The organism is Streptomyces sp. NPDC091377 (genome assembly GCF_044757045.1).
In the GTDB taxonomy this organism is placed as follows: domain Bacteria; phylum Actinomycetota; class Actinomycetes; order Streptomycetales; family Streptomycetaceae; genus Streptomyces.
On sequence record NZ_JBIVUE010000008.1, the window covers coordinates 147,756 to 169,914 of the forward strand.

At 72.6% G+C, this 22,159-nt stretch carries 19 protein-coding genes and 1 tRNA gene; 8 read left to right on the forward strand and 12 right to left on the reverse strand.

The window, feature by feature from the left end; all coding sequences use genetic code 11:
- Positions 1-95: 95 nt before the first annotated feature.
- The 6 genes from ACIQNG_RS19615 to ACIQNG_RS19640 form a co-directional block, all read right to left on the reverse strand.
- Positions 96-1,751 (reverse strand): long-chain fatty acid--CoA ligase, encoded by a 1,656-nt coding sequence (locus tag ACIQNG_RS19615; protein ID WP_401437264.1) that lies wholly within the window; start codon positions 1,749-1,751, stop codon positions 96-98.
- 289 nt (positions 1,752-2,040) lie between these two features.
- On the reverse strand, positions 2,041-2,598 hold the full coding sequence (locus tag ACIQNG_RS19620; protein WP_401437148.1) for a SigE family RNA polymerase sigma factor: 558 nt from the start codon (positions 2,596-2,598) through the stop codon (positions 2,041-2,043).
- A gap of 178 nt (positions 2,599-2,776) precedes the next feature.
- A complete protein-coding gene (locus ACIQNG_RS19625) occupies positions 2,777-3,919 on the reverse strand; it encodes a lipid-transfer protein (protein WP_401437150.1) in 1,143 nt (380 codons plus the stop codon).
- Positions 3,916-4,440, reverse strand: coding sequence for an acyl dehydratase (locus ACIQNG_RS19630; RefSeq protein WP_401486478.1), 525 nt, complete (start codon positions 4,438-4,440; stop codon positions 3,916-3,918). The genes ACIQNG_RS19625 and ACIQNG_RS19630 overlap by 4 nt, the downstream gene beginning before the upstream one ends.
- Entirely contained in the window at positions 4,437-5,429 is a 993-nt protein-coding gene (locus ACIQNG_RS19635; protein WP_401486480.1) for a bifunctional MaoC family dehydratase N-terminal/OB-fold nucleic acid binding domain-containing protein, read from the reverse strand. Before ACIQNG_RS19635 ends, ACIQNG_RS19630 begins: the two co-directional genes overlap by 4 nt.
- 313 nt (positions 5,430-5,742) lie before the next feature.
- A complete protein-coding gene (locus ACIQNG_RS19640) occupies positions 5,743-6,069 on the reverse strand; it encodes a hypothetical protein (protein WP_401437155.1) in 327 nt (108 codons plus the stop codon).
- A gap of 364 nt (positions 6,070-6,433) precedes the next feature.
- On the opposite strand from ACIQNG_RS19640, the gene ACIQNG_RS19645 reads away from it, so the two are divergent.
- On the forward strand, positions 6,434-7,396 hold the full coding sequence (locus ACIQNG_RS19645; protein ID WP_401486482.1) for a bifunctional DNA primase/polymerase: 963 nt from the start codon (positions 6,434-6,436) through the stop codon (positions 7,394-7,396).
- A 55-nt stretch (positions 7,397-7,451) separates the two neighbouring features.
- On the opposite strand, the gene ACIQNG_RS19650 is transcribed toward ACIQNG_RS19645, so the two are convergent.
- The 3 genes from ACIQNG_RS19650 to ACIQNG_RS19660 all read right to left on the reverse strand — a co-directional run bounded on the left by ACIQNG_RS19650 (position 7,452) and on the right by ACIQNG_RS19660 (position 10,241).
- A complete protein-coding gene (locus tag ACIQNG_RS19650; protein ID WP_401486484.1) occupies positions 7,452-8,327 on the reverse strand; it encodes a GNAT family N-acetyltransferase in 876 nt (291 codons plus the stop codon).
- 137 nt (positions 8,328-8,464) lie between these two features.
- Positions 8,465-8,551 (reverse strand) — tRNA-Ser (locus ACIQNG_RS19655).
- 58 nt (positions 8,552-8,609) lie between these two features.
- Positions 8,610-10,241, reverse strand: coding sequence for a S1C family serine protease (locus ACIQNG_RS19660; protein WP_401486486.1), 1,632 nt, complete (start codon positions 10,239-10,241; stop codon positions 8,610-8,612).
- 434 nt (positions 10,242-10,675) lie between these two features.
- Here ACIQNG_RS19660 and ACIQNG_RS19665 point away from each other — a divergent pair, with 434 nt between their 5' ends.
- From ACIQNG_RS19665 to ACIQNG_RS19675, 3 genes are all read left to right on the forward strand, one after another.
- The gene (locus ACIQNG_RS19665; RefSeq protein WP_401486487.1) at positions 10,676-11,509 is read left to right on the forward strand and encodes a glycerophosphodiester phosphodiesterase; all 834 of its coding nucleotides are present in this window, start codon (positions 10,676-10,678) and stop codon (positions 11,507-11,509) included.
- 348 nt (positions 11,510-11,857) lie between these two features.
- Entirely contained in the window at positions 11,858-12,496 is a 639-nt protein-coding gene (locus tag ACIQNG_RS19670; protein ID WP_401437169.1) for an ATP-binding protein, read from the forward strand.
- A gap of 193 nt (positions 12,497-12,689) precedes the next feature.
- A complete protein-coding gene (locus ACIQNG_RS19675; RefSeq protein ID WP_401486490.1) occupies positions 12,690-13,655 on the forward strand; it encodes a DUF5926 family protein in 966 nt (321 codons plus the stop codon).
- A gap of 355 nt (positions 13,656-14,010) precedes the next feature.
- Here ACIQNG_RS19675 and ACIQNG_RS19680 read toward each other — a convergent pair whose 3' ends face one another.
- Complete coding sequence (locus ACIQNG_RS19680; RefSeq protein WP_401486492.1) at positions 14,011-14,730, reverse strand: hypothetical protein; 720 nt, start codon at positions 14,728-14,730, stop codon at positions 14,011-14,013.
- 56 nt (positions 14,731-14,786) lie between these two features.
- Entirely contained in the window at positions 14,787-15,452 is a 666-nt protein-coding gene (locus ACIQNG_RS19685) for a bifunctional DNA primase/polymerase (protein WP_401437176.1), read from the reverse strand.
- Positions 15,453-15,967: 515 nt separating this feature from the next.
- On the opposite strand from ACIQNG_RS19685, the gene ACIQNG_RS19690 reads away from it, so the two are divergent.
- Both ACIQNG_RS19690 and ACIQNG_RS19695 read left to right on the forward strand, forming a co-directional pair.
- Positions 15,968-17,575, forward strand: coding sequence for a PP2C family protein-serine/threonine phosphatase (locus tag ACIQNG_RS19690; protein WP_401486494.1), 1,608 nt, complete (start codon positions 15,968-15,970; stop codon positions 17,573-17,575).
- 313 nt (positions 17,576-17,888) lie between these two features.
- Entirely contained in the window at positions 17,889-19,355 is a 1,467-nt protein-coding gene (locus tag ACIQNG_RS19695; protein ID WP_401486496.1) for an aminopeptidase P family protein, read from the forward strand.
- 87 nt (positions 19,356-19,442) lie between these two features.
- On the opposite strand, the gene ACIQNG_RS19700 is transcribed toward ACIQNG_RS19695, so the two are convergent.
- Positions 19,443-19,898, reverse strand: a complete 456-nt coding sequence (locus tag ACIQNG_RS19700; protein ID WP_401486497.1) for an ATP-binding protein — start codon at positions 19,896-19,898, stop codon at positions 19,443-19,445.
- Positions 19,899-20,269: 371 nt separating this feature from the next.
- Here ACIQNG_RS19700 and ACIQNG_RS19705 point away from each other — a divergent pair, with 371 nt between their 5' ends.
- Positions 20,270-21,103, forward strand: a complete 834-nt coding sequence (locus ACIQNG_RS19705; protein WP_401486499.1) for a hypothetical protein — start codon at positions 20,270-20,272, stop codon at positions 21,101-21,103.
- A gap of 292 nt (positions 21,104-21,395) precedes the next feature.
- A complete protein-coding gene (locus tag ACIQNG_RS19710) occupies positions 21,396-22,151 on the forward strand; it encodes a YcnI family protein (protein WP_401486501.1) in 756 nt (251 codons plus the stop codon).
- Positions 22,152-22,159 lie beyond the last annotated feature (8 nt).

Genomic DNA, 22,159 nt, shown 5'->3' on the forward strand with positions numbered 1-22,159 from the left:
CTGGGGGCCGAACGGCAAGGGGCGGACGGCTGGGGGGCGGACAGCAGGGGGCGGACAGCAGGGGGGCGGACGGCGGAGGGTGGCGCCGGGCGGCCTCAGAGCCGGGTGATCTCCAGCCCGCCCTCCGCGTACTGCCTGCGGAGCACCTTCTTGTCGAACTTGCCCACGCTGGTCTTCGGGACGGCCGGGACGATGGACCACCGCTCCGGAAGCTGCCACTTGGCTATCCCGCGCTCACCGGCGAGGAAGGCCCGCAGGGTGGCGAAGTCGACGGTGGCGCCCTCCTTGAGGACGACGGTGGCCAGCGGGCGCTCGCCCCATTTCTCGTCGGGGACGGCGACGACGGCGGCCTCGGCGACATCCGGGTGGGACATCAGCGCGTTCTCCAGCTCGACCGACGAGATCCATTCGCCGCCGGACTTGATGACGTCCTTGGCGCGGTCGGTGAGGGTGAGGAAGCCGTCGGGGCTGATGGTGCCGACGTCGCCGGTCTTCAGCCAGCCGTCCTCGCTGAACTTGTCGTCGGGGCGCAGCGGCTCGACGTCCACGCCGTTGTAGTAGGCGCCGGCTATCCAGGGGCCGCGGACCTCCAGCTCACCGGCCGACTCGCCGTCCCAGGGCAGCCGTTCGCCGCCGGGGCCGGTCAGCCGGGCCTCGACGCTGGACGGGAAGCGGCCCTGGGTGAGGCGGTAGCCGAACTCCTCGTCCGTGCCGACGGCGTGGGCCGGGGGGCGGGCCACGGTGCCCAGCGGGCTGGTCTCCGTCATGCCCCAGGCGTGGCAGACCCGCATGCCGAGCCGGTCGAACGCCTCCATCAGGGAGGGCGGACAGGCCGAGCCGCCGATGGTGACCTGGGTGAGGGAGGAGACATCGCGCGGGTGGGCGGTCAGCTCGCCGAGCAGGCCCTGCCAGATGGTCGGCACGGCGGCGGCGTGGGTCGGCCGCTCGCGCTCGATCATCTCGGCGAGCGGCGCGGGCTGGAGGAAGCGGTCCGGCATCAGCAGGTTGACGCCGGTCATGAAGGTGGCGTGGGGCAGGCCCCAGGCGTTCACGTGGAACTGCGGGACCACGACCAGCGAGGTGTCCTGGTCGGTCAGGCCCATCGACTGGGCCATGTTGACCTGCATGGAGTGGAGATAGACGGAGCGGTGGCTGTAGACCACGCCCTTGGGGTCGCCGGTGGTGCCGGAGGTGTAGCACAGGGCGGCGGCCTGGCGTTCGTCCAGCTCGGGCCAGTCGTAGGTGGTGGGCTTGCCGGCGATCAGGGTGTCGTACTCATGGACGCGTATGTTTGCGCCCGCCGCCGCCTCGGTGAGGGCGGTGCGGTCGCCGGGGCCGGAGACGACGACGTGCTCGACCGTCTTCAGATGCGGCAGCAGGGGGGCCAGCAGCGGGAGGAGGGAGCCGTTGGCGAGGACCACGCGGTCGGCGGCGTGGTGGACGATCCAGACCAGTTGCTCGGGGGGCAGCCGCAGGTTCAGGGTGTGCAGGACGGCGCCCATGGAGGGGATCGCGAAGTACGCCTCGACGTGCTCGGCGTTGTTCCACATCAGGGTCGCGACCCGGTCGTCCGGGGTGACCCCGAGGTCGTCGCGCAGGGCGTGGGCGAGCTGGGCCGCGCGGGTGCCTATCTCGGCGTAGGAGCGGCGGTGGGGTTCCGGCTCGCCGGTCCAGGTGATCACCTGTGATGTGCCGTGGATCGTGGATCCGTGGGCCAGGATTCTGGAGATCAACAACGGTACGTCCTGCATGGTGCTCAGCACGGCGTCCTCCCGGGGCGACTCTGCCTACGCGGCGGTAACGTTGCGCTGATTCTGCGCACGTACCGCTCGGTATGTCACTAGATCCGGGTGATCGATCACCCATCGACCACCGTACGTCGCCGGACACTACGGCGCGTGATCGATGAACGGACGGGAGGCGGGCGAGGTTCCCGCGCCACGGCGCCTGAGGAGCAGCCTGGAGGGGGCGGCCGAAGGCCACCGGTCGGCCCCAGCCGGTCAGGGAGGATCAGAGGTGGTCAGAGGTGGTCATGTGGGGTCAGCGGGCCAGGACCAGTTCCTGGTCCTCTCTCAGTTTGCCGAGGGCTCGGGAGACGGCGGACTTCACGGTGCCGATCGAGACGCCGAGCACCTCGGCGGTCTGGGCCTCGCTGAGATCCTCGTAGTACCGCAGGACGACCATCGCGCGCTGCCGGTCCGGCAGGCGCATGATCGCGCGCCACATCGCGTCGTGCAGCGCCTGGCGCTCGGCCGGGTCGTCGCCGGACGGCTCCGGCTCGGGCTCGGGCAGCTCTTCGCACGCGAACTCGTCCACCCTGCGCTTGCGCCATTGCGAGGTGCGGGTGTTGAGGAGGGCGCGGCGGACGTAGCCGTCGAGCGCGCGGTGGTCCTCGATACGCTCCCAGGCGACATAGGTCTTGGTGAGCGCGGTCTGCAGCAGGTCTTCCGCGTCACTGGGGTTGGCGGTGAGCGACCGGGCGGTGCGCAGCAGCACCGGTCGGCGGGCCCGCACGTACGAAGCGAACGACGGGTAGGCCGCATACGGCGAGGGCCGCCGGGCGGCGTCCGAAGCGCTGGTGCAGACGGGTGTGGTCATGGCTCCACGCTAGGAGTGAGACCCCGTCGAGCGGATCGGCCGCAGGTGCCGAAGCCGAATCCCCCTCAGGTTGTAGGGGTGGGGCTGCCTGCACCTCCCAGAGGTGGACGAGAGGGGGAGAGGTACTGGGGGTTTCCCCTTGGGGGCCACCCCCTCGGCGGGACGGAGCCCCGGTATCTCAGCTATCCGTCCCCAGGACGAGCGCCGAGGTCGGTACCCCGGTCCCGGCCGTCGCCAGGACGCGTTCGGCGCCGCGCACCTGGTTGACGGAGGTGCCGCGCACCTGGCGCACGGCCTCCGCGATGCCGTTCATCCCATGGAGGTAGCCCTCCCCGAGCTGGCCGCCGTGGGTGTTGAGCGGGAGCCGGCCCTCGGCGACGTAGGCGGCGGCCTCGCCCCGGCCGCAGAAGCCGTACTCCTCCAGTTGCATCAGCACGAACGGGGTGAAGTGGTCGTACAGGATGCCCACGTCGATGTCGCCGGGGCCGAGTCCGCTCGCGCGCCACAGCCGGCGGGCCGTCGCGCCCGCCTCCGGCAGGGCGGTGAGGTCGCCGCGGTGGAAGCCGGTCATCTGTTCCTGGCCGTGGCCCGCGCCCTGTGCGGCGCCGACGATCACCGCGGGCGGGCGGGGCAGGTCGCGGGCGCGGGCGAGGGAGGTGACGACGACGGCCTGGGCGCCGTCGGTCTCCTGGCAGCAGTCCAGCAGCCGCAGCGGCTCCACGATCCAGCGGGAGGCGGCGTGGTCGGCGAGGGTGATGGGGCGGCCGTGGAAGTGGGCGGCCGGGTTGACCGCGGCGTGGCGCCGCGCGGTGACCGCGACCGGCCCGAACGCCTCCTCGGGGGTCAGTCCGTACGTGTGCAGATAGCGCTGGGCCGCCATCGCCACCCAGGACGCCGGGGTCAGCAGCCCGAACGGCATCACCCAGCCGAGCCCGACGCCCTCCGCCGACGGCTCGCGGTGCTGCACGCCGGCGCCGAAGCGGTGGCCCGAGCGCTCGTTGAAGGCGCGGTAGCAGACGACGACCTCCGCGACGCCGGACGCCACGGCGAGCGCGGCCTGGAGGACCGTGCCGCAGGCCGCGCCGCCGCCGTAGTGGACCCGCGCGAAGTAGCCCAGTTCCCCGATGCCGCACGCCTGGGCGACGGTGATCTCGGGGTTGGTGTCCATGGTGAAGGTGACCATGCCGTCCACGTCGGCGGGGCTCAGCCCGGCGTCGTCCAGCGCCGCGCGCACCGCCTCCGCCGCCAGCCGCAGCTCACTGCGGCCCGAGTCCTTGGAGAACTCGGTGGCGCCTATGCCGACGATGGCGGCGCGGTTCACGGGAGCACCTCCGGGGCCGGGGATGAGGGTGGGGGTGGGGATGAGGGTGGGGGTGGGGGTGAGGGTGGGGGCAGGTGTTGTTGCGGGGCGGGCACCGTGAGGGTCACGGTGCCGGTCACGTGTCGGCCGACGCCGTTGTCGCCGATCACGCGTACGACGATCTCGGCGCCGTCGACCGCCTCCACCGTGCCGGTGAGCAGCAGGGTGTCGCCGGGGTGGTTGGGGGCGCCCAGGCGGATGGCGACCTTGTGGAGGACGGTCGTGGGGCCGAAGTGGTCGGTGATGTACCGGCCCACGAGTCCGTTGGTGGTCAGGATGTTCATGAAGATGTCGGGGGCGCCCTTCTCGCGGGCGAGGACCGGGTCGTGGTGCACGTCCTGGTAGTCGCGCGAGGCGATGGCACCGGCGATGACGAGGGTGCGGGTGACCGGGATCTCCAGTGGCGGAAGCGCGTCGCCGGGCCTGGTGCCGCGCGCGGCCTTCACGTCTTCACCGGCCCGGATTCCGGCACCGGGCTTCATGAGGGCGCCCCTGCCCGGAAGGCGGGGAGCACCAGATCGTCGTCGTACGTGGGGAACTCCACCCGCACCTCCATGCCGATCCGCACCTTGTCGTACGGCACCCCGGTCACGTTCCCCACCATCCGCACGCCCTCGGCCAGTTCGACCAGGACGACGGCGTAGGGCGGGTCGAAGGCCGGGAAGGGCGGGTGGTGCATGACGACGTAGGAGTGGACCGTGCCGTCGCCGCGCGCCGCGAACGCCTCCCAGTCGGGCGAGCCGCAGTCGGCGCAGCCGGGGAGCCAGGGGAAGCGCGGGGTACGGCAGTCGGTGCAGCGCTGGATCAGCAGTTCGTGGCGGGCCACTCCGTCCCAGAAGCCGGCGTTGTCGCGGTTGACGACGGGGCGGGGGCGGCGCCGGGGCGGCCGGGGAGGTGGGGAGGGCGTGCGCGCGGGGGCGTATGTGAGGATCCGGAAGCGGTGCGTCCCCACGAGGGCGCCGGCCACCTGGACCTCGGTACGGGTGGTGACGAAGTAGCCGGTGCCGAGCCGGGTGGTCTTCGGTCCGGTCACCGTCTCGATGACGGTGTCGAAGGTGACCTCGTCACCGGGCCGCAGCGGGCGGACGTACTCCTGCTCGCAGTCGGTGGCGACGACCGAGGTGCAGCCGGCCGCGTGCAGCAGGCCGAGGAGTTCGTCGTACGCCTGCGCGCGTCCGGTGTGGCCGGAGAGGCCGCCCATGGTCCATGCCTGGAGCATGGTGGGCGGGGCGATCGCGTCGGGGCCGGTGTAGGCGGGGCTGGTGTCGCCGAGGGCCTCGCACCAGTGCCGGATCATGGGCAGGTTGACGGGGTCCTTGCCCTGTCCGGCGACGGCGGCGGGGTGGCCCTCGTAGGCCCGGAGCCGTTGGGCGAGGTCTGCGAGGTCTGCCGGGTCTGCTGACTCCGCCGGTTCTGCCGGTTCTGCCGTCTCTGCCGTCTCTGCCGGGTCAGCGGGGGCGTCGTGGGGCACGGGCGCACTCCTTCCGGAGTTTCTGACTGTCCGTCAGATGCCATGCGCTGTCAAGGTCGCCGCTGCGGCCAAAGGCGTAGCCGAAGGCACCGACAGCCAGGGCACCGATGGCCGGGGCACCCACGACCGGGGCGCACCCACGGCCGGTGGTGCCCACGGCCGGTGGCGCCCGGCGTCGGGGCGAAAGCCCCCGGAAACGCCGAACGCGGCGATGCCGAAGCACCGCCGCGCTGACGCTGTTTCCCCACAGAGCACACCCACACGGAAGGGCCGAGGGCGACCGGCCGAACGGGCCGGACCGGCCGCCCCCGTCTCACACGAAGATCGGCGTGAAGTCGACCGCCACGTTGTTGTTGCCCTGGTTCACCGACGTGAGGGCGGAGCCCTCGACCTGGGCCGTATTGCTCTGGTTCGAGGCTCCGGAGCCGGTGGCCTGCTGGCCGGTGGTGGACGAGTTACCGAGATTGTGGCCGCCGACACCGCTGCCGACAACGCCCTGGAGGGACTCCGTGACGGCCGCACTCGATCCGTTGGCCGCGCCGGCGCCGTTGTTCGCCGTCGCGACGCCGGTGAAGAGGGCGGCGGCGAGCGGCAGGGCGGAAACGGCGGCGATGACGCGGGCGGTACGGATGCTTGCCATGTATTCCTCCGGTAAAGGGGACACCCGGCTGACTGGCCGTGATGCGTGAAGTTACGTGAAGTACGGGTTTTTCCGGGGCAGTTGGCCATCCGCCTCGGTGTGGTGCACGACGTCGCGAGATCAGAGTTGCCCACGGGATCACCGGTGAACCAGATCGGATACCCCGATTCCCTCAGAAGCGTGATGACAAGTCGATAAACCCCTTTCACCACCTTCACCCCTCAGGTCGGGATGGTTGGGATGACACGGACCAAGCGCCGCAAGAGGTGAAGCGTTCCGCCACCCTCCCCGTCGGCACCTCTTCGCCCGACGCGTCGACCCACCCCCTCTTCCCTTTCTCGAACATGCGTACGAACATGGAGGCATGGCCACCACCGACCGGCAGGCCACGACGCTGGCCCTCGCACACGCCCTGTCAGCCGCGGAACGCGGCCTGGCCGTCTTCCCCCTCTCCCGGACGAAGCTCCCGGCCCTGCGCTCCCCCCACCGGAACCGCCACGACCTCCGCGACCCCACCTTCTGCCGCGGCGCGTGCGGACGCCTCGGGCACGGGGTGTACGACGCCTCCACCGACCCAGTCCGCATCCGCGCGATGTTCGCCGCCGCGCCCTGGTCGACCGGCTACGGCATCGCCTGCGGGCTGCCCCCGCACCATCTCGTCGGCATCGACCTGGACACCAAGTCCGGCGGCGACTCCACGGCCGCGCTGCGCGAACTGGCGTTGCGCCATCTGTTCACGATCCCGCCGACGGTCGTCGTGCTCACCCCCTCCGGCGGCCGTCACCTCTGGCTCTGCGGCCCGCCGGACGTCGTGGTCCCCAACTCCGCGAGCCGGCTGGCCCCCGGTATCGACATCCGCGGCGCCGGCGGCTATCTGGTCGGCCCCGGTTCCCGTACCGACCAGGGCGTCTACGCGACCACCCCAGGCACGGCGTGGCTCCCCCCGGCGCCCTGCCCACCCGCGCTGCTGCGCCTGCTCGCCCCACCGCCGACCGTCCCGCCGCCGACCGCCCCTCAGCAGCCCGCCCCTCCGCCGACCGCGCCGCCGACCCCGACCCCGACCCCGACGCCGACGCCGACGCCGACGCGATCGTCCCCGGCCGCGGCGAACGGCCGGGGCCTGATCCAGTTCGTGGCCGCGGCGCGGGCCGGTCAGCGCAACACCCGCCTCTTCTGGGCTGCCTGCCGCGCCTACGAGAACGGGCTGGGCCCCGCCCTCACCCCGGCCCTGATCAGCGCGGCCCGCTCGACGGGACTGCCGGAACGGGAGGCACGGGCGACGATCGCGTCGGCGGCGCGGCTGACGGGGTACCGGAGGGGGGCGTGACGGCCGGGGTGCCCGAGGGGCGTGACCGGCTCAGGCACCTGGGGGCCGTCGAGGCTCAAGGGGTATCGGAGAAGCGGTACCGCTTGAACTCCCCGATCGGGACGTACCCGATGCGCCGGTAAAGGGCGTTGCTGGTGACGTTGGCCGGGTCCGTGAACAGGACGACGTCCTTGGCGCCCGCCTCCAGCGCCGCCCGGGTCACCGCGACCGTGACGGCACCCGCGTAGCCGCGGGCGCGGAGGTGGGCCGGGGTGTAGACGGGGTCCACCCGGACCATGTCGCCGACCACCGAGGTGCGGGCCGCCATGGAGACGGGGGTGCCGTCCGGGGTCTCCCAGAAGGTGAAGTGCCGGTCGGCGAACCGGGAGGTGTGCCAGGTGGCGGGGGTGGGGGACGGGACCTCCCCCACGGTGTCGCAGAACTCGGCGCACCAGTGGACCAGTTGCTCGCGGTCCGGCTCGCCGACGAGCCGCCCCCGGCCCTCCGGTCGGGGCTCCGGCGGGGTGAGCGCCCCGAGACGGTGGAGCCGGGCACCCCAGTCGCGGGTCGATGAGACTCCGGTGTGCCGCTGCCAGGCCGCGGCGAAGGCGTCGGCGGTGTCCTCGTCCGAGAGGACGGTGGTGAACGCGTGCCCCAGCCCGGCGAGTCGGGCGGCCAGGGTGTCGGTCTGCTCGGGGGAGAGGGCGGTGAGCGTCAGGCCACCGGTCCTGGGGTGCCGGTAGAAGGCACCATGGACCTCGCCCTCGCCCGCACCTTCCAGCCGGCCGAACAGCGCGGACCAGGAACCGTCCCCTCCGGGCCCTTCCTTCCGCCACTTCTCCAGCACGGTCAACTGGGTGGTGTGCAGGGCGGCACGCGAGCGCAGGAAGTCGCCGGTGCTGTCGAGAAAGCCGTCGAGGTCTTCGGAGAGGTGCCAGTCGTCTGAACGCATGCGGCATGATGCCCCGCCCCGGCCACCCGTGCACCCCCTTTTTCACACCACCCGCCCGGCCAGAACAAAAGGGGCGCCCCTGTCCGGGACACCCCTTCTGACCTGCACATCTATGAACTGTGCGGCTATGACCTGCGCGGAGGCGGTGGGATTTGAACCCACGGTGACATCGCTGCCACGACGGTTTTCAAGACCGTTCCCTTCGGCCGCTCGGGCACACCTCCCCGCGCCGCGGTGAGCCGTGGCGCGGGGACAAGAGTAACGGGTTCGGTCGGGGGTGGGTCAGCTGTCGCCGACTCGGGAGCCGAGGGTGACGTCGGCCGTGCTGGTCTTGCCGCCGCGCTCGTAGGTGAGGCTGACCTTGTCGCCGGGCTTGTGGGTCCAGATCTCGCCGATCAGGGTCGGGCCGCTGTCGATCACCCGGTCGTCGAGCTTGGTGATGACATCGCCCGACTTGAGTCCGGCGTCGGCGGCGGGGCCGCCCGGTTCCACGGCCTCGGCGCCGCCCGCACCCGTCTCGGTGATCTTCGCGCCGCCCGTGCCCTCCTCCAGGGAGACGGAGGCGCCGATCTTCGCGTACACCGGCTTGCCGGTCTTGATCAGTTGCTGGGCGACGTACGTGGCCTGGTTGATCGGGATCGCGAAGCCCAGGCCGATCGAGCCGGACTGGCCGCTGCCGCCGAAGCCGTTGCCGGAGGACTGGATCGCGGAGTTGACGCCGATCACATTGCCCTTGGCGTCCAGCAGCGGGCCGCCGGAGTTGCCGGGGTTGATCGACGCGTCGGTCTGGAGCGCGCTCATGTACGACGCGTTCGACCCGCTGCCGTCGCTGGAGGCGACCGGGCGGTTCTTGGCGCTGATGATGCCGGTCGTCACGGTGTTCGACAGACCGAAGGGGGCGCCGATCGCGATCGTGGAGTCGCCGACGGCCACCTTCTCGGAGTCGCCGAGCGTGAGCGGCTTCAGGTCCGACGGGGCGTTCTTGAGCTTGATGACGGCCACGTCGTAACCCTGTGCGTTGCCGATCACCTCGGCCTCGTACTTCTTGCCGCTGGCGAAGGTCACATTGAGCTTGCCGCCGTCGACCGCCTCGGCCACCACATGGTTGTTGGTCATGATGTGGCCCTCGGTGTCGAACACGAAGCCCGTGCCCGTACCGCCCTCGCCGCTGCTGGACGCGGCCTCGATGGTGACTGTGCTGGGCAGCGCCTTGGCGGCCACGCCCGCGACGGTGCCCGGGTCGCGCTTGAGGTCGCCGCCGCTGTCGTTGGCGGAGACGGTCGTGGAGCTGCTGTCGTCGTCGTTCTTGGCGAGTGTGTAGCCCAGGCCGCCGCCGAGGCCGCCCGCGAGCAGCGCGGTCACCAGGACACCCGCGAGCAGCCCGCCGCGCCCCTTGCGGGCCTTGGGCGGGGGCTGCTGCTGGTACGCCGTCCCCCAAGGCGCGCCCGGGTCCGAGCCGCCCGCGCCCGCGCCGGCGCCAGCGCCGTACGGCTGCGGATGCGGGGCCGGGGGCGGCCACGAGGCGTCGGGGGCGGAAACACCCGACTGCGGGGAGCCGGGGTAAGCGGAGTCGCCCGCATGACCCGCGTGACCCGCGTGCCCCGAGTGACCGGGGTCGGCCGCGTGAGCCGGGTGACCGGAGTCGCCCCCGTAGCCGGAGTGGCCGGAGTCACCGAGGTGGGCGGAGTGGGTGGGGGGCTGCGGGGGCGCGTAGGTCTCCTGCGGGGGCGGGGCGCCGTACGCCGGGGTCGGTCCGGCGCCGGCCGGAGCGGCGGGGGGTACCGGGGGGAGCGGGGTCGTCGGGGCGCCGCCACCGGGCGCGGGGGCCTGCGGGGAGGCTGCGGGTGTGTCCACCGGCACGGGAGGCGCGGACGGGGCCGGTGGTACCGCAGTGCCCTCGTTCTCGGTGCTCACAGCTCTTCTCCTCGATCCACGGCTGTCGTTGTAGTCGCGTTGCGGGTCGCGTCGGGCCACGTCGTCAGGTCCGCCGACGACCCGGTGTGCTGTGGCTTGTGCCTCTGCTTTTGTATGCCATCAGCTTTTCCCACGGGCTGTCAGAGCACCATAAGCCGAGCCTGTGCGTCTCCGACCATTCTTTACATAGGATCTTTCAGACCTAACGGGTCCATCCCCCGGGAGCATCCATAGGGAGCATCCGCGGGAGCAACCGCGGGAGGCAACCCCAGGGGCAGCCGCCGGAACAGCCGCCGGGGCATCCGCCGAGGGCAACCCCGGCAGCGACCGCAGGCAGCGAACACTGGCAGCAGCCACAGGCGGCGGCCACCGGCAGCGACCGCAGGGAGAACCCGTCCGGCGACCGCCGCCCCGGCGGTGGCACCATGGCGCGGGTGACCCACGCATCGCAGCGCCTTCAGGTCGTCGCCCACCGCGGAGCCTCCGAGGACGCCCCCGAACACACGCTGGCCGCCTACCGGAAGGCCATCGAGGACGGCGCCGACGCCCTCGAATGCGATGTACGTCTCACCGCCGACGGCCATCTCGTCTGTGTGCACGACCGCCGGGTCAACCGTACGTCCAACGGGCGCGGTGCCGTCTCGGCGCTGGAGCTGGCCGATCTCGCCGCCCTCGACTTCGGCTCCTGGAAGAAGGCGGAGACGTACCCCGCCCGCGACGAGGACCCCGACTGGGAGCACCGCCCGGAGGACCCGGCCGACACCTCCGTACTGACCCTGGAGCGGCTGCTGGAGCTGGTCGCCGACGCGGGGCGGCGGGTGGAGCTGGCGATCGAGACCAAGCACCCCACGCGCTGGGCGGGGCAGGTGGAGGAGCGGCTGCTGCTTCTGCTGAAGCGGTTCGGGCTCGACGCCCCGACCGCTCCCGAGGAGTCCGCCGTACGGATCATGAGCTTCTCGGCGCGCTCCCTGCACCGGGTGCAGGCGGCGGCGCCGACGCTGCCGACCGTCTATCTGATGCAGTTCGCCTCGCCCCGGCTCCGGGAAGGGCGGCTGCCCGCGGGGGTGCGGATCGCGGGTCCCTCGATCCGGATCGTGCGCCATCACCCGGCGTACGTCGAACGGTTCCGGCGCGCGGGGCACCAGGTGCACGTCTGGACGGTGAACGAGCCCGAGGACATCGACCTCTGCGTCGACCTGGGCATCGACGCCCTCATCACCAACCGCCCGCGCGAGGTGCTGCGCCGGCTGGGGCGGCTGGGGCGCTGACCCGGCCTCCCCGCGCGCGCCGGGAGGCCCGGGGCGCGCGGAGAGGCCCGGGGCGAGAGGCCCGGGGCGAGGAACCCCGGCACGGAAGGCCCCGGCGCCTCCTCGGACGCCCCTCGGACGTCCCTCGGGCGCTCCCGTCCGACGCCCCCGGAGCCTGCCGGATCCGGCAGGTAAAGACTGCGGGCGATGCCTTGACCCGCCCTCCCGACCGCAGCATTCTTTGGTCTAGGCCACAGTGTCGAAATCCAGCCACACACTGACGGCTCGATGACAGCCTCCTGACAGTCTTCCGACGGTTTCGTCACAGGGTGTGCACCGGCGCGTTCGGTCCGTGTTCGATCGAGGTGAGTGCGTCACCGCACCTGGGTTGGCCGGTTTCCGGTACAGGCCAATGGGGCATCCACACCGTGGCGTGGGGCGAAGGAGGTCTCGGGGGTGGCGTTGGTGGTGGCACAAGAGGTGCCCACGTCTTCGAGCATGGCCGTACCCCATGGCCCTGCGGGCGTGGGGAAGGCGCGACACCGGATGCGCGATCAGTTGCGCAGAGGCGGTGTGGCCGAATCGATCATTGACGATGCCGTGTTGATCCTTTCCGAGCTGTTGAGCAACGCGTGCAAACACGGACGTCCGCTGGGCGACGCCCTGGCCGGTGACGGCGATGTCCTGGCCGCCTGGCGGGTGGACCCGCGCGGGCGGCTGGTCGTGGAGGTCACGGACGGCGGCGGACCCACCCGCCCGGCTCCGTCGACCCCGTCGGTCACCGCCCACGGCGGCCGGGGGCTGAACATCATCACCGCGCTGTCCGACGACTGGGGCGTACGGGACGACGCCCGGGGCGAGGTCACGGTGTGGGTCGTCGTCCACGACGACGTCAGGAACCAGCAGCCCGGCCACCGCCGCGACGACTTCGCCACGCGCGTGGGCGCACCCGCGCTCTCCGCCATCCCGGACCTGGACTTCGCCGACGCGTTCGACGACCTGGACTGAGCGCGGCGCCCGGCCGGCCGGCAGGGCGCGACGGCCGGCAGGGCGCGACGGCCGGCAGGGCGCGACGCCCGGCGGCCGGCAGCGGCCTTGTGGGTAGGCAGCGGCCTTGTGGGTCCCGGAAGCTGGGGCGCTCCCCGGGTGAGCGACTAGGCTCGCGGCCGTACCAGCAGAGCCGTTTCCGGGAGACACCCACATGGCCAAGAAGCGACCCCAGACCAAGGGCGCGCGCCCGCAGCGCACAGACGGAGAGGTCCCGGTCGTAGGCGCCCGCGAACCCTGCCCCTGTGGCAGTGGCCGCCGCTACAAGGCGTGTCACGGCCGAGCCGCCGCGCAGGCGGTGACCGAGCTGGTGCACCGTCCGTTCGAGGGCCTGCCCGGCGAGTGCGACTGGGTGGCGCTGCGCGAGCTGGTCCCGGCCGCGACGGCGGAGCTGAAGCTCAAGGACGGTCTGCCCGAGGGCGTCCCGTCGGTCACCCTGGCCACCGTGCTGCCCATGGCCTGGCCCGCGCTGCGCCGCGACGACGGCTCCGTGCTGATCGGCCTCCAGAACGACACGGCGTCCGGCGACATCAGCCGCGACCTCGCCGACACCCTCCGGCGCGCGCTCACCGCGCAGCCCGGTACCCCGGTGCAGGGCCGCCGCGCCCCGGCCGAGGGGCCGCGACTTCAGGATCTCCTCGACCCGGCAGGCGCCTTCGAGCCAGTTGTGCACAGCGGCTTCGAGTTCTGGGTCCCGGACCCGGAGAACGCCACTCCGGATGTGGCGGCCTCCCTGGAGCGGGCCAACGCCGCGGCCATCCCGACCGTCCGGCTCGCCGGAGTCGACGCGGGGTACTGGTGCGAGACCCCGGACAAGAACCACCTGCGCTGGGTCATGCCGCACGCCGAGGAGGAGCTTCTGGACGCGCTCGCGCGGCTGCACGCGGCGGGCCGTTCCGGACTCGGTGAGGGCACCCGGCTCGTCGGTTCGTTCCGGGCCCACGGCCTCACGGTGCCGGTCTGGGACCTTCCGAGCGGCATGGGCGCGCAGGACGTCGAGAAGCCGGCCGCGGAGTTCGCCGAGCGGCTCACCGCCGCGCTGGCGGTCGACGGGCCGCTGACCCCGGACGAGCGCCGGGCCCGCGGCGGGCTCACGAACCGACAGGTCACACTGAGCTGACGCCCCACGCGGGGCGCGACCGCGACTGACCGGCCGGTCAGTCGCACAGGGAGTCGCGCCCCGGCTGCCGTATGTCATCAACTCGGCCTGGAACGGGGCCAGTCGGTGTCCGAATAGCCAAGTAAAACGTGAGACCGAATTTGCTAACAGCCGATCTCTTGTTACCGTTTCAGTAGCCCGGTTGCTGGTGCATCCCCCGTCGCCAGCAACCGGGCCTTCGTATGCCCGGCCGCACGGCCTGTCGCACACGCTGTCGCACACCTTGTCGCACGGCCTGTCGCACACCTTGTCGCCTGCCCGGCCGCACGTGCCTCCTCGACGTCCCTCCGGGCAGCCCTTCTCCGTGCAGCGCCGCTCACTGCCGCGCCGCGACCGCCGAGTTGCTTCCCGACCTCAGCAGCAGCGGACCCTCGCCCGCGGCCCGCGCGAACTCCGCGATCGCCGTGTAGTGGTCCAGGTTCCCCCGGGTCCGCTCGCGCGGCGTCGCGCAGTCGGCGGGCTCGTCGGCCGGACCCACCTCGCAGTGCAGGGTGACGGTGCGCCCACCGGGTCCCATGAGGCTGAGTACGGCGGTCAGGGCTTCGCCGGTCGCATTGCGGTAGTAGGTGCGGGCCCAGGTGTCCTCGCCCTGGGTGAGCACACAGGTCTGCGCCTCGATGCCGTCGGGCGAGGTGAGTTCGGGGCCGCAGCGGGCGGCGGTGGCGAGACCCAGGCCCAGCCGCAGCGGCGCGCCCGTGGCGGAGCCCGACGTATCCCCGGACCCGCCCCCGGAGCCCGACGTATCCCGAAACCCGTCCCCGGAGCCCGACGTGTCCCCGGACCCGTCGACCGCCCCACCGACCGCCCCCGCGACCGGCATCGACGCACCCGGCATCCACGCACCCGGCAGGGACGCACCCAGCAGGGACGTACCCGGCATCGACGCGCCCCGCCGTGCTTCCGGGGGTCTGCGGTCGTCGCGCGAGGTCCCGGCGGCGCGGCGTTCGTCGCCCACCGGTCCCGCGGACGCCACCGCGAGCGGCAGGGCGACAGCGCACACCGCGAGGCCCGTGAGGGCGAGGAGACGGGGGTTCATACCCGGGACGATAACGAGCGGGGACGGGCGCCCGGTTCCGCGGGCGCCCGACACCCCTACAACTCGGGCGCGCTCACACCCGTACGAGTGAGGGCCTCGACCACCGCGTCGACCACGGCCTCGACATCCGGCACCCAGGGGGAGGCGGAGCCGGGCAGCGGCGCGCGCTCCCAGGAGATCTCGCCCTGCCCCGTGGTGGACGGCGGCAGCGCGAGGTAGCCGCCCTCGCCGTGGAAGCGGAGCGAGCCGGGGACAAAGTCCTTGGCGTAGAGCAGTTCACCCAGCTGCTCCATGGAGTACGGCCGCACCAGCAGCGCCCAGCGGGCGGGCGAGGCCACGACCGGACCGAGCCGCATCCCCATCCGGTCCAGCGCGTCGAGGGCGCGCGCGGCGGCGGGGGCGGGCAGGCTCACGGCGCAGGGCGCCGGGCCGCCGGTGGCGAGGATGATCGGGGCCGTGGGGCGGTTGGCCCACCACCAGCGGACCATGCGCTCGTCGGTGGTGGCCGCGAGCAGACCGGGGTCGAAGGGGTGTGCTCCGGGCACCGTGCACTCGGGGTCCGGGCAGCCGCAGCCGGCCCGTCCCTGCGGATCGGCCGTCACTCCGGGGAGCACGGGCCACTGCCACTGCGTCGCGAAGGTCAGGGCCGCGCCGACCAGCTCAGGTCTCCCGTCGTCACGCCTGGACAGGAGCCTGCGTCGCCTTCCGAGGATCTCGCGCATGAGCGCTCGTTCCTTTCCGTTGCACGCCTGGCAACACCGTGGGCCACTCACACCATGTGTCGATCACTTCACTGTGCGTATCAGCTGGCGCATCACTCCCCTGCGTTCGAGCACGGGGAACCCCTATGGGCCGAGCATCGGCCGCGTCCGCTGTGTTCCGTCGCCGCCGTTTCCGTCCGTACCGCGTCTGTCCGGAGTACGGGCGTGGCGTGGGGTGGCGAAGTCTGGCGTTTTCGGTCGCGCTCTTTCTCTTCGCCTCCGCCACGGGAGGATGGGGCACGATCGTCGGTGGCTAAGACGCCCGGGTCCGCCACCAGGTTCCGGGTAACCCCCAACCGCCCCTGGCCTTCTCCGAGTACGTACCCATCACGACCGCTGTGACGCTCCGTCGAGCAAGGCCAGTCGACCGCAATAACCCGATCCATGCATCACTTTTAAGCCAACTTTGCCTTTACAGAAGGGGAACCGGTTCGCACCCCGGGAACCCCCTGGACACCAGGAAACCCGGCAGGACAATGCTGGACATCTCCTCACGAGTGCGTGTACATGTGGAGACACTGCCAGCGGCGCAGAACGACATGGGGGTTTGCGATGCTTTTGAGCAGTACGCACCGGTCGGAAAGCCGGACACCATGAACGCCCCGCACCCTGCGAAAGTGGCTGGAATCGATTCAACGGTTCCCCCGTCCGCACACACTGTCGCACCCGATTCCCCGGCATCGGGCGCCTCCGCCGCCTCAGGTGTCACGAGCGTCACACCCGGCGCCCCGGCCGGCACCCCGGACCCGTCCGCCACGGCCGACCCCGCCGACCCTGATACCACCGGCACCACCACCGGCCCGGGAGCCCTGCTCCAGGACCGCCTCGCCGGCTGGGTCTCCGACCTCACCACCCTGCACGAACTGACCGAACGGCTGGCGCGTACCGGCACCCTCGCCGACGCCCTCCAGGAACTGCTGCGCGCCGGTGCCGCCCTCGTGGGCGCCCGCCGCGGCCTCGTCGTCCTGGAACCGTCCGACGGACTCGGCCCCCGCAGCACCCTCGGCCTCGGCCTCGCCGCCGCCGACCTCGGCCAGCTGGAAACCGTCCCGCGCGGTTCCCTGCCCTACGGCGACCTCCTCGACGCCCCCGCCGCACCACCCGGCGCGGTGGCCGAGGTCGTCCGGGCCGATCTGCTCGCCGAGGACGGGCTCGACCCGCGCCACCGCGAGGTCGCCGCCCGGCTCGGCTACGCCGCCAGCTACGCCCTCCCCCTGTCCACCACGGCGGCCGGCCGGCTCGGCGCCGCGGTGTGGCTGTACGACGAACCCGCCGAGCCCTCCGAGCGGATGCGGCATCTCGCCGGCCTCTACACGCGCTACGCCACCGAGCATCTCGCCCGGCTCCTGGAGGTCGAGCGCACCCGCGCCTGTCTGAGGACGGTCGCCGAGGAACTGCTGCCCTCACGGCTGCCCCGGGTGTCCGGTGTCCGGCTCGCCGCCCGGCACCGCACCGGACCGCGCGGCGGCGGCGACTGGTACGACGCGCTGCCGCTGCCGGACGCGGCGCTCGGGCTCGCGGTGGGCTCGGTCACCGGGTCGGGGCCGAGCGCGGTCGCCGCGATGGGCCGGCTGCGGGCCTCGCTGCGCGCGTACGCCGTGATGGAGGGCGAGGACCCGGTCGCGGTCCTCTCGGACCTGGAACTGCTCCTCCGGCTGACGGAACCCGCCCGCTCGGCCACCGCCCTGTTCGCCTACTGCGAGCCCGCCGTCGGCCGGCTCACCCTCGCCGGGGCCGGGCACTGCCCGCCGCTGCTGGTCGGCGAGCGGCGCACCGAGTTCGTGGAGACGTCCGTCTCCGCGCCGCTCGGCATGCTCGCCTGCTGGGAGGCGCCGAGCGTGGAGGTGCAGGCCGAAGCGGGAGAGACGGTTCTGCTCTACACGGACGGGCTGCTGCAACGTACCGGCGATCCTGTCGACCGGGCCTTCGCCCGGCTCCACTCGGCGGCGGCCGGCGCGCCCCGGGCAGCCCGCCGTGACCCCGGGGCCCTGGCCGACCACGTCCTGCGCACCGTACTGCCGGACGGGCTGGACTCGGCGGACAGCGAGGAGGACGTGGTGCTGCTGGCGGCGCGCTTCGAGTGACGCGGCCAGCCCACTGATCCGGACAGCCCACTGATCCGGACAACCCGCTGATCCGGACGGACGGCCGATACCGACAGACGGCCGATACCGACAGACGGCCGATACGGACAGACGGCACACCGGTCCCCGCCCCACCGCACGACGGTCCGCCCCACCGCACGACGTTCCGCCGCCCCCTCCTCCCGTCCGCCCCACCCCCTCCCCGCCCCGGTCCGGGTAGGCGAGTGGTAGCTACACGTAACGGGCATTCCCGGCCTTCGGTCCCCTTCCGTACGTCCGTACGATGGTGAGGTTCCATGCCGTATCGAGGAGGATGACCGTGTCGGACGAGCCCACGCCGGAGACCCCGGAGAACGAGCCCGAGGAGCCGATCAAGCAGCGCAAGAACGGCCTGTACCCGGTGGTGTCCGACGAACTCGCCGAGAACATGAAGTCCGGCTGGGCCGACACCGAGCAGCACGATCTGGCGCCGCTCCCGCAGGCCGCCGAGACCGCCGCGCGCCGCGCCGCGCTCTCCGCGCGCTTCCCGGGCGAGCGCCTGGTGATCCCCGCGGGCAATCTCAAGACCCGCTCCAACGACACCGAGTACGCCTTCCGGGCCTCGGTGGAGTACGCGTACCTCACCGGCAACCAGACCGAGGACGGCGTCCTGGTGCTGGAGCCGCGCGGCGAGGGCCACACCGCCACCATCTACCTGCTGCCGCGCTCGAACCGCGAGAACGGCGAGTTCTGGCTCAACGGCCAGGGCGAGCTGTGGGTCGGCCGCCGCCACTCCCTCGGCGAGGCGGAGAAGCGGTACGGCATCCCCGCCTCCGACGTCCGCGAGCTGGCCGACGCGCTGCGCGAGCGGCACGGCCCGGTGCGGGTCGTACGCGGCTACGACGCCGGGATCGAGGCGGCCCTGGCCGACAAGGTCACCGCCGAGCGGGACGACGAGCTGCGGGTCTTCCTCTCCGAGCAGCGGCTGGTCAAGGACGACTTCGAGATCGGCGAGCTGCAGAAGGCCGTGGACTCGACCGTGCGCGGCTTCGAGGACGTCGTCCGCGTCCTGGACAAGGCGGAAGCCACCTCCGAGCGCTACATCGAGGGCACCTTCTTCCTCCGCGCGCGCGTCGAGGGCAACGACGTCGGCTACGGCTCCATCTGCGCCGCCGGCCCGCACGCCTGCACGCTGCACTGGGTGCGCAACGACGGCCCGGTCCGCTCCGGTGACCTGCTCCTGCTGGACGCGGGCGTGGAGACCCACACGTACTACACCGCCGACGTCACCCGGACCCTGCCGATCAACGGCCGGTTCAGCGACATCCAGCGGAAGATCTACGACGCCGTCCACGACGCCCAGGAGGCCGGGATCGCGGCGGTGCGGCCGGGCGCGAAGTACCGGGACTTCCACGACGCCTCCCAGCGGGTGCTGGCGGAGCGGCTGGTGGAGTGGGGGCTCGTCGAGGGGCCGGTCGAGCGGGTGCTCGAACTGGGGCTCCAGCGGCGCTGGACGCTGCACGGCACCGGCCACATGCTCGGCATGGACGTCCACGACTGCGCCGCCGCGCGGACCGAGACGTACGTCGACGGGGTCCTGGAGCCGGGGATGTGCCTGACCGTGGAGCCCGGGCTGTACTTCCAGGCCGACGACCTCACCGTGCCGCAGGAGTACCGGGGCATCGGCGTGCGGATCGAGGACGACATCCTGGTGACGGAGGACGGCAACCGGAACCTGAGCGCGGGCCTGCCCCGGCGGTCCGACGAGGTCGAGTCCTGGATGGCCGCGCTGAAGGGCTGAGGGCCGGGCTCGGGCAACGACAGCGGCAGCGGGCAGCGGGCGGCGGCAGCGGGCAGCGACGGCACACGAAGGGGCCGGGCAAGGGCGCTACACCGCCATCAGCGGAGCGTCCTTGCGCCATTTGAGGAGTTTGTCGAAGCTGACGACCGCGCCGCCCCTGCCGGGTTTGTTGGCGATGTGGACATGGTCGGCCAGTTCGCGGATGAGGTAGAGGCCCCGTCCGTTCTCGGCGGTGGCGTCGTCCTCGTGGGCCGGTCGGTGGGGGCGCCCGGCCACGAAGCCGGGGCCCGAATCGGTGACCTCGATACGGCACAGCTCACCGTCGAGGTACGCGGTGACGTGATACGCCCCCGAGACGGCGCCGGGAGCCGTGCCCCCGCCGTGCTCGACGGCGTTCGCGCACGCTTCGCTCAGGGCCACGGAGAGGTCGTACGAGACGTCGGGGTCGACGCCCGCGGTCTCCATGGTGCCGAGCAGCAGGCGCCGCGCGAGCGGAACGCTCGCAGCCTCACGCCGCAGATGGAGTGACCACCAGATGCTCATGCTCCACCCTCCTGGTCGCGGCTCGACATACCGTTACGTATTGCCGCCCGCGCCCGTACGCAATCGCGATTTCTTGGTGATGCCGCCCATACGGCGGATGCGGTCAGCGTGGCGGTCGGTGTATGTGGTGTCTCTGTGACATCAGGGATGTCCGACTTGCGCAGGTCATAGGCGTATGGGCACCGCGGGGGGCGGTGTTGATCTCTCCCGCGATCGCACCCGAGTCGCACATATGTCTCGTGTACCCGTCCTCCCGGGCCGTCCCCCATACGTCTCCTGCATACGTCTCCTGCATACGTCTCTGTGGGGCACACCCGTCGAGCGGACCTGCCGTAGGGGCGTGGTGGGGCCAGTGGGATGATGAGCCCGCCATGACTGCCCCCCACCCGCGTACGACGCGCTCCGGGCGAGAGCCACGGATCCTGCGGGCCGCGGTGTTCGCCGCGGTCTGCGTCGTGCTGGCCGCGGCCGGGCACTCGCTCGCCTCCTACGCGCCGATCCCGCTGTGGGCCCTGGGCGCCGGGTTCGCCGGGGTGCTCGTGGTCGCCGTGCCGTTCGCCGGTCGGGTGCGGTCGCTGGCCGCGACCGTCGCGCTGCTCGCCGGCGCGCAGGCCCTGCTGCACGCCCTGTTCGGGCTGGGGCAGCACGGGGGCACCGCCGGTGCCGTGCCCTCCGCCGACGCCTCGCTCGTCGCCCGGGCCGCCCGACTGGTCTGCGGCACCCCCGCCACCACGATCAGCCCGGCCGAGGCCCGGCGCATCCTCACCGACGCCCGGATCCCGGCACCCGACCACGCTCCCGGCGTGGCGGGCCCCGCCTCCGCCGGGTCGCCGGACGCCGCCCTCGGGCTCCCCGGCGCGCTGCTGCCCTCGCTGCCGATGCTGCTCGGCCATCTCCTCGCGGCCGTCGCCGTGGGCTGGCTGCTGCGCCGCGGCGACTTGGCGCTGCTCCGGCTGGTCGACCTGTCGGCGCTGTCGGCGCGAGCCGTCGCCGAGGGCATGGCCGAGGGGGCGCTCGTACGATCCCTGCGCGCTGCCCTGACCCTGGTGCGGGCCCTGTGCGCCGGGCTGCCGGCCACGCCCGAGGCCGCCGCGGGTGTTCCGCGCGCCGCCCGGCTCACTCCTCCCGGGCCGCGTACCACCGCGCTCCAGCACACCGTGATCCGGCGCGGGCCACCCCCCGCCGGGTTCGACCTCGCCGCCTGACACCGCGCGGACCGACCTGTCTCACGGGAACCCCACCGGGATCCCCGGGGAGGACGCGCCGTCGTCGCGCGGCACGCGCCCGCGCCCTTTTCCCCTGGTCTCTGGTCTCTGTCTTCCCCTGTGCCTTTCCGGGGAGCCGGAACGGTCACAGCCCGGGGAGCCGGGACGTCACAGCGATGTCCGCGCCGCTTCCCACGGCACTTCGGCCCCCTCCCGGGGCACCTCCGCGCGCGCGTACCCCTCTTCCTCGTCAGCCAACGGATCCTCATCTCGAAGTGGAGTGCCTCATCCCATGAAGGCTTCCCGTATCGCCGCCGCCGGTCTGCTTGCCGCCGGCGCGGTCGTCGTCCTGTCCTCCCCCGCCCTCGCGCATGTCAGCGTGCAGCCGGACGGGACGGCCGCGAAGGGCGGCTACGCGGTCGTGGACTTCAAGGTCCCCAACGAGCGCGACGACGCCTCGACCACCAAGCTGGAGATCAACTTCCCGGCCGAGCACCCGCTCTCCTCGGTGCTGCCGCAGCCGGTCCCGGGCTGGAAGGCCGAGGTCACCAAGGCCGAGCTGGACAAGCCGATCGACGCGCACGGCCGGCAGATCACCGAGGCGGTCTCCAAGGTCACCTGGACCGCCGAGGGCAAGGGCATCGAGCCCGGCTACTTCCAGAAGTTCCCGGTCTCCGTCGGCGCGCTGCCCGACACCACCGACGAACTCGTCTTCAAGGCGCTCCAGACCTACTCGAACAAGGAGGTCGTGCGCTGGATCGAGGTGCCGGAGGAGGGGCAGGAGGAGCCGGAGTACCCGGCGCCGGTGCTCGCCCTGTCCGCCGCCACCGAGGACCACCACGGCTCCTCCGGCGCCGAGGCGGACGAGAAGGCCGCCGGGGACGACGCCGAGGCCGCGAGCAGTTCCAGCGCCGCCGAGGAGTCGAGCGGCTCGACCGACACCGTCGCCCGGGTGCTCGGTGTCGTCGGGATCGCCGTCGGCGCGGCGGGAGTGGCGTACGGCGTGCTCGCCGGACGCCGCCGCGACTCCGCGGACCCCACGGCCTGACCCGTCCT